The 11,934-nt window shown below is 41.0% G+C and carries 10 protein-coding genes; 3 read left to right on the top strand and 7 right to left on the bottom strand.

Annotation, left to right across the window (positions count from 1 at the left end; translation table 11 throughout):
* Positions 1-11 precede the first annotated feature (11 nt).
* A complete protein-coding gene (locus ALE3EI_RS06245) occupies positions 12-1,343 on the bottom strand; it encodes a c-type cytochrome (protein ID WP_186992016.1) in 1,332 nt (443 codons plus the stop codon).
* A 224-nt stretch (positions 1,344-1,567) separates the two neighbouring features.
* On the opposite strand from ALE3EI_RS06245, the gene ALE3EI_RS06240 reads away from it, so the two are divergent.
* Positions 1,568-1,972: an SPOR domain-containing protein gene (locus ALE3EI_RS06240; protein ID WP_186992014.1), complete on the top strand. Its 405-nt coding sequence runs from the start codon at positions 1,568-1,570 to the stop codon at positions 1,970-1,972.
* Between the two features lie 69 nt (positions 1,973-2,041).
* Here ALE3EI_RS06240 and infB read toward each other — a convergent pair whose 3' ends face one another.
* From infB to rimP, 3 genes are read right to left on the bottom strand one after another with little or no spacing between them, the layout of a single operon-like run.
* A complete protein-coding gene (gene infB / locus ALE3EI_RS06235) occupies positions 2,042-4,744 on the bottom strand; it encodes a translation initiation factor IF-2 (protein ID WP_186992012.1) in 2,703 nt (900 codons plus the stop codon).
* A gap of 56 nt (positions 4,745-4,800) precedes the next feature.
* Positions 4,801-6,033, bottom strand: a complete 1,233-nt coding sequence (gene nusA, locus ALE3EI_RS06230) for a transcription termination factor NusA (RefSeq protein WP_186992010.1) — start codon at positions 6,031-6,033, stop codon at positions 4,801-4,803.
* 6 nt (positions 6,034-6,039) lie between these two features.
* Positions 6,040-6,507, bottom strand: coding sequence for a ribosome assembly cofactor RimP (gene rimP, locus ALE3EI_RS06225; RefSeq protein ID WP_186992008.1), 468 nt, complete (start codon positions 6,505-6,507; stop codon positions 6,040-6,042).
* A gap of 155 nt (positions 6,508-6,662) precedes the next feature.
* Between rimP and ALE3EI_RS06220 the strand changes: the two genes are divergently transcribed.
* Both ALE3EI_RS06220 and ALE3EI_RS06215 read left to right on the top strand, forming a co-directional pair.
* On the top strand, positions 6,663-7,484 hold the full coding sequence (locus ALE3EI_RS06220) for a universal stress protein (RefSeq protein WP_186992006.1): 822 nt from the start codon (positions 6,663-6,665) through the stop codon (positions 7,482-7,484).
* Positions 7,484-8,086: a hypothetical protein gene (locus ALE3EI_RS06215; protein ID WP_186992004.1), complete on the top strand. Its 603-nt coding sequence runs from the start codon at positions 7,484-7,486 to the stop codon at positions 8,084-8,086. The genes ALE3EI_RS06220 and ALE3EI_RS06215 overlap by 1 nt, the downstream gene beginning before the upstream one ends.
* Positions 8,087-8,091: 5 nt before the next feature.
* On the opposite strand, the gene ALE3EI_RS06210 is transcribed toward ALE3EI_RS06215, so the two are convergent.
* The 3 genes from ALE3EI_RS06210 to ALE3EI_RS06200 are packed head-to-tail and all read right to left on the bottom strand — an operon-like array spanning position 8,092 to position 11,931.
* Complete coding sequence (locus tag ALE3EI_RS06210; protein WP_186992002.1) at positions 8,092-9,381, bottom strand: phenylacetate--CoA ligase family protein; 1,290 nt, start codon at positions 9,379-9,381, stop codon at positions 8,092-8,094.
* A complete protein-coding gene (locus ALE3EI_RS06205; protein WP_186992000.1) occupies positions 9,378-11,054 on the bottom strand; it encodes a C45 family autoproteolytic acyltransferase/hydolase in 1,677 nt (558 codons plus the stop codon). The genes ALE3EI_RS06210 and ALE3EI_RS06205 overlap by 4 nt, the downstream gene beginning before the upstream one ends.
* On the bottom strand, positions 11,047-11,931 hold the full coding sequence (locus ALE3EI_RS06200; RefSeq protein ID WP_186991998.1) for a cupin-like domain-containing protein: 885 nt from the start codon (positions 11,929-11,931) through the stop codon (positions 11,047-11,049). Before ALE3EI_RS06200 ends, ALE3EI_RS06205 begins: the two co-directional genes overlap by 8 nt.
* Positions 11,932-11,934 lie beyond the last annotated feature (3 nt).

Raw genomic sequence — 11,934 nt, 5'->3', positions numbered from 1 at the left:
TTCCTTAGTTTTTAATAGTGACATTTTCCACATTCCAATCCGCCCATTTGTGCAATGGTCAACTGGTCCACTCCATATTTTTTAGAGAGTTCTTCGTGAATCTTTTCGTAATACTCATTACCTGCGATATTCACATTCGTTTCACGGTGACAGTTAATACACCATCCCATTGTTAATGGAGCAAATTGACCAACGATCTCCATCTCTTCAACCGGTCCGTGACATTTCTGACATTCAATTCCCGCAACACTTACGTGCTGTGAGTGATTAAAATAAGCGAAATCGGGGAGGTTGTGAATTCGCACCCATTCTACAGGCTTCTCTTCACCCGTATACGTTTGTGTAGCTTCATCCCAACCAACGGCCGCGTATAATTTTTTGATCTCTGCATTGTAAAAGTCTATCGTGTATCCTTCTTCCGGATTAACATCCCCGGCGTATTCTGATATGTTCTTATGACAGTTCATACAAACATTCAAAGAAGGAATTCCAGATGTCTTACTTTTTCTTGCAGAAGAGTGACAGTAATTACAATCTATTTGATTATCTCCGGCATGTATCTTATGTGAGAAATGAATAGGCTGAACCGGAGCATAGCCCTGATCTACCCCAACCTGCATAAAGTAACCATACATAAAGTATCCGGCCACTAACAACAGAAATATTGAGGTAACTAAAACCATAAACTGGTTTTCGGCAAAGGCCTTCCACAGTGGTGTGTGCTTTTCACTTTTTGGATATTCAACACCGTTGGCTTCGGCGATTCTTCTCAACGTTTTGGTTACCAAGAATAGCATGATCACCAACATTAAGAATACAAGTGCTAACACTCCTAAAATCAAATTATTCGATACACCAGAATCTCCTTCACCACCACCGTTTGTAGGTAATTGAGCGACAGTGGGTTCAGGTTTCGGCTGACTCGTATAGGCAAGAATATTGTCTATGTCTGTATTCGATAATGCAGGAAAAGGTGTCATCACCGATCTATTATTGTCCTCAAAAAGCTGTACCGCCTTTGAGTCTCCCGAAGCAATTAATTCTGTACTATTGGAAATCCACTTATATAACCATTCTCTGTCGTGCTTGGAAGCTACACCACGAAGCGCCGGCCCGGTGGATTTCTTATCCAATTTGTGACAAGACGCACAATTTGCATTAAACAATTGTTCACCAGCTGCGATATCTCCTCCTGCATCTGCAGGTGCCACGTCGGCAATAGCCTCGGCATCGGCAACGGCCGAAGTATCCTGAGCATTAAGATTAATTGAAAAAGTCAGCAGAAGCGCTAACAACAAAAGTGACAATTGAGACGGCAGATTTCGGTAGTTCACCTTTTTCATACTAATGGTTAAATTATTGTCAATAGTTTGGCACGTAATTGGTTATTTTTCTTTCAAACCCAGAGTGTGTTTACGCACCTAAAATAACTGTGCAAAAGTACGTTTTAAAGATGATTTTAGAAATGCAAATAAAGTGTTAACAGTTAATTTATATTTATTCTAAATAATAAATTTGCACTTCCTAAAGTTTATAAGATTTACATTTGCATCAAAGAAACTAATATATGAAATTTCAACACAAGGTTAAAATATTTAGTATCAGCTTTTTAATTCTTTTGTATTCTGAAGTCTCTACGGCGCAATCGGGAACTGTGACCGTAAATCAGGATCCTAAGATCGAACAATTATTAAGTTTGAAAAAGTCACTTGAAAAAGAAAATAAACTTACCGACGGATATACGATTCAGCTGTATTACGGCGAACTGAACCGGGCGAATTCTGTAATTAAAAAATACAGAGCCTCTTATGGAACCTGGCCTGCATCCATAGAATATGAAACGCCTAATTATAAGGTTTGGGTTGGAAATTTCGCCACCAGACTGGAAGCCGATCGTGCGCTGTTGGAAATTCAGAAAATATTTCCAAGCGCTTTTCCGTTAAAACCGGAACGTCGAAAAGAACCGAAATAAAAAAATGATATTAAAAAAAAAAGCATCCTTTCCAGGATGCTTTTTTTTATTCAGTATAATTTCTTTGTCTTACAACTTTTTCTTTACTGCTACTTCTTGGAAAGCTTCCACGATATCGCCTTCTTTGATGTCGTTGTAATTCTTAATTTGAAGTCCGCAATCGTATCCTTTAGCCACTTCCTTCACGTCATCTTTAAATCGTTTCAGTGAAGCCAGCTCACCGGTATAGACTACCACGCCCTCACGGATCAATCGAATACCCGAGTTACGGAAGATCTTACCGGTAGTAACCATACAACCTGCAATGGTTCCAACTTTAGAGATCTTAAAGGTTTCTCGAATTTCTGCAGTCCCTGTGATCTCCTCTTTCATTTCTGGAGATAACATACCTTCCATGGCATCCTTCAGATCGTTTATGGCGTCGTAGATAATTGAATACATACGGATATCGATCTCTTCCTTATCGGCCAACTGACGGGCATTACCCATTGGTCTTACATTAAACCCAATGATAATTGCATCGGAAGCAGAGGCGAGTAGCACATCACTTTCGGTAATGGCACCAACACCTTTATGAATAATATTCACCTGTATCTCTTCCGTAGAAAGTTTCAGGAATGAATCGGTTAATGCTTCCACAGATCCGTCCACATCACCCTTCAGTATAATATTCAATTCCTTGAAATCACCAAGCGCAATTCGTCGCCCGATCTCATCCAGGGTAATATGACGCTGTGTTCTCACCGATTGCTCACGTTGCAACTGCATACGCTTGTTGGCAATGTCCTTAGCTTCACGTTCGTCTTCAAACACATTGAACTTATCACCGGCCTGAGGTGCTCCGTCCAGTCCAAGAATGGAAACCGGCGTAGACGGCCCTGCAGCCTTTATCTTTTTCCCTCGCTCATCGTGCATAGCTTTTACTTTTCCGCTATGCTGACCGGCAAGTACATAATCCCCTATTTTTAGAGTTCCGCCCTGTACTAAAATGGTTGAAACATACCCACGTCCTTTATCGAGGAATGCTTCCACCACGGTTCCTACAGCAGGTTTATTTGGGTTTGCCTTTAGCTCCAAAATTTCGGCTTCCAGCAATACTTTTTCTAACAAATCTTTTACTCCCTCTCCGGTTTTAGCAGAAATATCATGGGATTGGATCTTTCCACCCCAGTCCTCTACCAACAGGTTCATATTTGCAAGCCCTTCTTTTATCTTATCCGGGTTTGCCGATGGACGGTCGATCTTATTTATCGCAAAAACGATGGGAACGCCTGCGGCCTGTGCATGACTTATGGCCTCTTTGGTTTGTGGCATAATATCGTCATCTGCAGCGATCACGATGATAGCAAGATCGGTAACCTGAGCTCCTCTGGCACGCATAGCGGTAAACGCTTCGTGACCCGGAGTATCGAGAAATGCAATTTTTTGACCGTTTTCCAATTCCACTCCGTAGGCACCAATATGCTGGGTAATTCCTCCGGATTCTCCTGCGATCACATTTTCTTCACGAATATAATCCAGCAAAGAGGTTTTACCGTGATCTACGTGTCCCATTACGGTAACGATAGGCGCTCTAGGCTCCAGATCTTCGGGTGCATCTTCTTCAACCTGGATCGATTCTTCTATATCGGTAGTTATAAATTCAACTTCAAAGCCAAATTCATCGGCAACTATAGAAAGGGTTTCAGCATCAAGCCGCTGATTCATGGTCACCATCATTCCAAGAGACATACAGGCAGAAATCACCTGAGTTACGGGAACATCCATCATGGTAGCAACCTCACTTACTGTGACAAACTCGGTTACCTTAAGCAGTTTGCTGTCAAGTTCCTGTTGTGCCTGCTCGTCTTCCGTTTTCTGACGGTGGCTATCTCTTTTTTCTCTACGGTATTTTGCACCTTTCCCCTTGGAAGATTTCCCTTGTAGTTTCTCCAGGGTTTCTCTTACCTGCTTTTGTACTTCTTCTTCGCTTGGCTCTTCCTTTGGAGTATGAGTTCTGCCTTTTCTTCCGCGCTGGTCACGCTGGTTTCCACCTCCTTTTGAAGGTTCTTTGCTTATTCTGCGTCTTCTACCTTTCTTTTCCTTCTTATCATCTTCCTTCTTATCTTTTTTCTTTTCAGGCTTTTTAAACTGAGTAAGATCAATTTTTTTACCGGTAAAGTTTGGCCCGTCGAGTTTTTTGTAATTGGTTTCAACTACAGAAGATTTTGCCGTTTCTTCAATTTCGGGTTCAGCTACAACTTCTTTCTCTTTAGTCTTTTCAGCTTCAGGAGCCTTTTCGGCAACTTTTTCCTTTTTCTCTGCTACTTTTTCCTCTACCGCTTTAGGCGCTTCCTCTTTTTTGGCTTTAGGAGCATCTTTTTCTTTTACAGGAGTTTTTTCCTCGGCAACCTTTGGTGCTTCTTCTTTTTTGTCCTTTCCTTTTTCGAGATCAATTTTCCCCACTTGCTTAGGGCCACTTAATTTAGCTTCAGCTTTAACAACCTTTGAGGCTTCTTTCTTTTCTTTCTCCTCGATCTCTTTTTCCCGGGCGAGACGAAGTTCTTCCTTTTCTTTTCTCTTCTCTTCTCCTACCTCCTTGGAAGCAACTTTTTTACTCTTATCGGTTTGAAATTCTTCAAAAAGTATCTCGTATTCATCTCCTGTGATCTTGGTATTCGGACTTGCGTCGACATCATGCCCTTTGGAACTTAAATATTCCACAGCACGATCCAGCGAGATATTAAATTCCCGTAATACTTGACTTAGCCTTTTTGTTTTTACTTCAGCCATAAATGCTTTTTCCTGTTATTCTCTAAAAATATCTATAAAAGTAGTTAATCTTTATACTACTCTTCAAATTCTTCTCTCAATATGTTAATAACCTCTTGTATAGTTTCCTCTTCCAGATCGATACGTTTTACAAGATCTGCCATGTCGTGTTCAAGAACACTTTTTGCGGTATCCAGACCGATCTTATGGAATTCGGCGATGATCCATTCTTCAATTTCATCAGAGAATTCTCTAAGTTCAACATCCTCTTCCGCACCTTCCCGAAGCACGTCGATCTCGTAGCCGGTAAGTTGTCCTGCGAGTCGAATGTTATGTCCTCCACGTCCTATGGCCTTACTTACTTCTTCAGGTTTTAAAATGACCTCCGCTCGTTTCGTTTCCTCATTTAATTTAATGGAAGTCACTCGAGCAGGGCTTAGAGCACGGGTTACGAACAATTGCAAATTATTGGTGTAATTGATCACATCGATATTCTCATTCCCTAATTCACGAACTATGCCATGAATACGAGAACCCTTCATTCCTACACAGGCTCCTACCGGATCGATACGATCGTCGTAAGAGTCTACAGCAACTTTCGCTTTTTCTCCGGGGATACGCACAACTTTCTTCACGGTTATAAGTCCGTCGAATACTTCAGGGATCTCCTGTTCGAATAATTTTTCAAGGAAGACGGGGCTGGCTCTCGACATAATAATAGCCGGTTTATTCCCTTTCAGCTCAACGCTTTCAATGATTCCGCGAACGTTATCTCCTTTTCTGAAGAAATCTGAAGGAATTTGTTTGTCCTTCGGAAGAATGATCTCATTCCCTTCATCGTCGAGCAGGATGACAGCTCTATGGCGAATGTGATGAACTTCGGCCGTATAGATCTCCCCTTCAAGTTCTTTAAACTGCTTATAAATATTGGTGTTGTCGTGTTCGTGGATCTTGGAGATAAGATTCTGGCGCAAGGCGAGAATAGAACGTCTTCCAAGGTCGATGAGTTTTACTTCTTCCGAAACATCCTCGCCGATCTCAAAATCGGGTTCGATCTTACGGGCTGCACTTAGTGAGATCTCTTCATTCTCATCTTCAACTTCCCCATCGGCAACAACAACACGATTCCTCCATATTTCGAGGTCACCTTTATCGGGGTTGATGATAATATCGAAATTATCGTCACTCCCGTATTTTTTCTTCAAGGCGTTTCTAAAAACGTCTTCAAGTATCGCCATAAGCGTTACTCTGTCTATCAGTTTATCGTCCTTAAATTCCGAAAAAGAATCAATTAACGCTAAATTTTCCATGTCATTCTAATTAAATGTTATCATCACTTTTGCTTCAACAATATCGCTATAGTCAAGTACGGCTTCCTTTTGAACCGTTACTTTTCCTTTACCAATTGGTTTGGGTTCACGGGTTTTCCAAATAAGCGTCACCTTGTCATCGGTTGCCTCGGTAACCTCGCCTTCAATTTGCTCCCCTTTCCTGGTTTTAACTTTTAGTTTTCTGCCTAAATTCTTTTTGTATTGTCTCGGAAAAGACAAAGGTTCTGAAACACCAGCAGACATCACTTCCAGAGAAAAATCGTTTTCTTCCCTGTCCAGATTGTGTTCAATTTCCCTGCTCACTGCAATACAATCTTCAACGGTAACACCATTATCTCCGTCCAGGATCACCCGAATCTGATTATTATCTGTGATCTCAAGATCAATAAGAAACAAAGATGAATTCTTTTCCAGAGCCTGCTCAAGCAGCATTGTTACTTTATCCAACATCATTTTTAGCTATAAAAAGAGGGGACTTTTTGTCCCCTCGGCTAGTTACGTATCAAATTCGCTGCAAATATAGTATAAATTTTAAAATTAAAAAAACAATGAACAACCGTTTTATTTTTGTAATTTAATGGTTACTAATCACTTCTAATCCCTAGCGTATGAAACGAATTTTAGTGCCTACCGATTTTTCAGATCAAGCTGAAAATGCTTTAAAAATAGCGGCCCAGATGGCAGCGAAATTTAACAGCGAAATTTTTCTCCTTCATTCAATGGAAGTTCCTTTACACCTGGCCAATTCGGGCGATACGGGAAGCCTTCCTGAAGCCTTGTATTTTATAAAGTTGGCAAAAAAACGCTTTGGCGAAATAAGAAAAAAACCCTACTTAAGTGATACCACAATTCACGAAACGATCGGGCACAGTGAAATCTACAACGATATTAGCAAGGCCGTAGAGGACAACAATATCGACCTCATCATCATGGGCTCGCATGGAGCCAGCGGATTTAAAGAGATGTTTATAGGAAGTAATACCGAAAAGGTGGTGCGCACTTCTAAGATTCCGGTACTGGTTATTAAAAACGATCATCCCAAGTTTGAGATCAACAGTTTTGTCTTTGCCACCGATTTTTCGGAAGAATGCAAAAAACCCTTTCAAGAGGCACTCAATTTCGCTCAAAATGTAGATGCCACGCTTCATTTATTGTACATAAATACTCCTAACGACTTTAAAACATCTTCCGAAGCAAAGAAAATTATGGCCAATTTTGTCAAGGGAGTTGATACCACGCATTATTCGCTACACATTTACAATGACAATTCAGTAGAAAAAGGAATTCTCAATTTTGCCAAGGAAAATCATGTGCAACTAATTGGTATAAGTACGCATGGCCGAAAAGGATTATCACATTTCTTTAATGGAAGTATTAGTGAAGATATGGTAAACCATGCGAACATGCCCGTGATCACTTTCAAGATCTGATGAGATATACGTTAGGCGTTTTTATTGTTTTATTTTTTCTGAATTGTGGAACACCTCCTCGAAAACCGGGAGGCGATATCATAGGCAATACACCCGAAAAAACTGAAGCCCCTGACCAAAAGGAGATCATCGTTGCTCCCGTGACTCCCGATGGCGCTGTTTCGGCAAATTTTATAAGCGGAGAAGTACCTTTTTACGCCTATGTAAAGAATGTAGACACGAGGCGGGCAATTACTTCAGTATCATTCGAAAATACCTTGTTACCCGATATCCAAATCCCTGGAAGTTACGGTGCCACCTTATCGAGTCTGCGATTTCCGGAATTGGATCGAGATGTATTGTTGGTGAATTCCAGATTAAAGGATCCAAATTTCAATAAATACTATGTTTATATACTCCGAAACAACGAGTGGAAACAAATGGTAAATGGATTTGCCATCCATAAGAGCAATCGGCCAGACACGCTTAGTCCTATAAGAATTGACCCTGAAAATCCCAATAATATGTTACGGTATTATTCGGTTTTCGATCTGGATAAATCAAGTGGCAACAAATATACCTGGCGCTTATTGACGGAAAGTGTTCCTATTAAAAACAGATAGACCGGCTAGGTTCTTTTATCGATAATATTTCGTGGCTTCCGACTTGCCGTCGCATTTCGCACTTTTTCTATTTCCTTCAAATCACAGAATTCAATCTTTGGGTTCACCCTTAATTTTGCTCTGAAATGGTCCCTAATATCAGTTAAAAGTTCTTCCGAGGGATCAGTGGCAGCAATCCTTAGCAGAATTTCATCGGTGCCTATATCGTTTTTAAAAAGTTCAAAAACATAACTGTCGATCTCATTAAAATGATTGAGTACATTAAACAAAGCCGGAGGATAAAGGGTGGTGCCCTTATACTTGATCATTTGCTTTTTCCTTCCAACCACAGGCCCCAAACGCATGGTTTGTCGGCCGCATTGACAGGGCTCGTAATACGCCTGCACCATATCTCCCGTCTTAAAGCGAAGCAGCGGCATTGCTTCCACACCAAGTGTTGTAATAACCAACTCGCCAACAGTACCCTGTTCAACCGGCTCATTGTTATCATCGAGTATTTCGGCTATAATAAGTTCGGGATGATGATGACCCCCTATATGGTATTCACATTCGTTAAAAGCCGTGCTCATTTCGGTAGAAGCATAGGTAGAAAAGAGTTTGATCTTCCAATGGTTCGTGATCTTGTTTCCCAGCGCATTCAAAGAAAAATCCTGCTCTCGTATGGGTTCTCCAATACAAATGGCCCCCTTTATCCCTGAAGCGTTTAAATCTATATTATGATGCATCGCATACTCGATCAATTTTAGCAAGAATGAGGGTACAGTAATAAGATATGAAGGCCTGAACTTTTGTATTGAGTCCCACTGTAATTCGGGCACTCCGGACCCCACCCTAATAATTCCGGCGCCGAGTTTTCGTGTACCCAAAAAATAAGCAAGCCCTGCCATAAAACGTCGATCCATGGTAGTCATTAATTGAATCACATCTTCTTCGGTGATTCCCGAACAAGCTAAAGAAATTGCCTCATTATACGCCAGTCGTTCCAGATCATTTTCGGTAAGGGCAAAAGTCACAGGTTCTCCCAGAGTGCCCGAGGTTGTTACATAATCGATAATTTTTTTCTTCGGAACACAAATAAAATCATCATTCCTTTTTTGCAATTGCTCCTTGGTTGTAACCGGAATATTTTTCAAGTCTTCCAGAGAATTGACATCATCTGGTTTAATGTTTTTTGAATCAAACAGCGTCTTATAGTATGGAGAATTTTTATGAACGTACCGCAGCATCTCCTGCAGGGCTCCTTCCTGAAACTTTTTTATATCGGCACTGCTTTTCTTTTCAGTTTCAGGGATCATCGGTTAAGTTTTCGTTTTAATTTATAAATATTACGCTCTATTTCCTGTTTATCAGGCAATGTAGGTATTACCTTTTTATTGGCCGTTTCAAAGGCTCTTAACGCTGCCGCATAATATCCCTTTTCATTGTAGTACTTTCCTGTTAGATAATATGCTTTCCAATAGTCAGGGTTTTTCTGTTGTAAGGCTAAAAGCGTGAACGGTAAGAGATCGTTATCCCTTTCAATGGCATTTTCTACCAGCCTTTCCAGTATTCGGTAATCTTCATAATTTTTAAATGCCGGCGTATCTACAAAAGGGTCTTTCGCGATGGTTAGCGGAAGTATCGCCATACTTTCTTTTGCAGGGTTTCCTTCTCGATCCTTAAAGACTTCGTTAAGATCGTAAGATACAAATTCGCCCAACTGATATGGATTTGATGATATCCACACCCGAAGATCTTCTGGTTGAAAGACGATTCCATGATGTGCCAACAACTGATTGAGCGCCTTTTCATTGCCAAAGCCCAGTATCGTATCGTTCACACCTTTTTTATTTCGTAGGATGGCGACGGCTTCGGTGGGACTAATTTTTTCATCTTCCGCCAACAGCTCTTCCATCCGTGTAAAACGGTATTTCGAATGACTTTCTTCGATCTGTTTTATATTCCTGCGATCGTTTTTAAATACGTCAGACTGAAAATGATTGGAACAAATTAGTTGCTCGCTGTTCGTAACCTCATAAACACCAAAATCTGTAGGTGACATTTCAATAAGTGCGGCTCTTCCGTCTTTAGCGCTTCCTATAAAGATCGCTTCAGAAACAAAAACTTCGCGTTCTTTAGCAATGGCCACTGCTTCTTCTATGGTGGCAGCATATTGTAAGATCTCACGGGTAACGATGGAAATGGGAGTTTTTGCCACCAGTGGAATTTTCGATTTTCCGGCGTTTATAGTGACGGTAAGCCCTTGGTCGTTCATCCCGGAGACTACACCTATCATTCCACCCCAGCTTACCGACATGAAGTTATGGCCTTCCGAAGGATTCACAAACGCAATGATCTTTTCCTCGGCAAATTCATCTCCTGCATAGAAATCGAAATTTCGGCCAATAAGTAAATTACCATCGGGTGTTTTTTCACCCCACACTGCAAAGGAGGAACAACCCACCAACATGAGATCCTGAAGCGCATGGCCTATATCATGAGCTCCGTGCAGATATAAGGACCTTAAATACGGTGTTGCAAGTTCATTATATTCGGAAGAAGAAAATCGGCTTATTCCGTAGATCTCTGCTTTGAACTCCTCTTTTATATGTAGGTACATTTTACGGTTGTACCAAGATAAGAACTTCCGAAGAAAATTACGTCGGCCTTGAGAAGGAACCAAATCATAGATCTTTTCCATAAACACCCTTTCCTGCTTGAGAACCAATTCTCTGCTCAGACTTCCGGAAATGAGTCCGAGTTCCAAAGGATCCCCTTCCACATACATTTCCCACAGCCCGAATCGATTTTTAAGCAGAAAATTATTCCCGATAGAAAAGGTAGAATCGTTTATCACAGTTCTTTCAGGAATATTAATATTGTATGAACTAAGATTCGGTCTATCATTGAGTGAAGCCTTGATTCCACAGGAAGACATCGACAAAACCGACAATAGCATTAACAGGTATGTCGCTCCCTTTTTAATCATGTTGAGGGCGCTGCTTATACCTCTTGTTTACTTTGGCAAGCACACTGTTTTCCTTGTAATCGACCCATTTCTGACCAAGAAGATAGCGCATGCCGTTTTCAATATTTCGCATAAACAATAAGTTGTAGAATAATTTGGCCAGCGCTTTTGGTTTCCTCGGAAAAGCCCTAAGCGTAATTGAAAATCCTGCGTTGAGGTAGGTGATGTAATGCCAGTATCCGCTAGGCATATATAGAGCGTCCCCGTGTTTCATTTGGGCCGACAATCCCACTACATTTTGAAGTGCCGGATATTTTTCGAAATCGGGATTTTCCATATCTATGGTCTCCAGATTATGCACCGTAAAGGGAACTTTATACAAGTATTTTGCCTGATCGGGTGCAAATAATGTAACACTTTTGTCCCCGTGAAAGTGAAAATGTACCAGATCTGCCATATCCATATCATAATGTGCCAGCACTTTAGAGCCTTCTCCACCAAAGAACATCACCGGTAATTTTTTAAAGAATTTAAGTCCGATCTCGGGATAACTGAAATCCTTTTCTAGCTCGGGCATTTTCTTTAGCAGATTATAAAAGAACATCCTTAGATCGGTAGGGCCCGATTTAAGGATCTCGATATAATCGTACAATTTTATTTTCTTGGCGGGTACGACCGACTTGGTGTGCCCTTTTGTGGGCTCATTATTGTACAGAGGCACAATCTGGTCTCCGGCATGTTCCTGTATATAATTCAGATTCCACTTTGTATAAGCAGGCCAATCCTTCGTGAGATCTTCAATGATCACAGGACGTTGCGGTTTGTAGTAAGTTTCCGTGAATTCCTTTTTGGAAATACGCTTCACTCTGGGTATAGGCACCGTTCTTATTTTTCCCATAGC

The sequence above is a fragment of the Constantimarinum furrinae genome, from assembly GCF_014295415.1.
GTDB lineage: Bacteria > Bacteroidota > Bacteroidia > Flavobacteriales > Flavobacteriaceae > Constantimarinum > Constantimarinum furrinae.
This window is presented reverse-complemented; position numbering and strand designations above follow the sequence as displayed.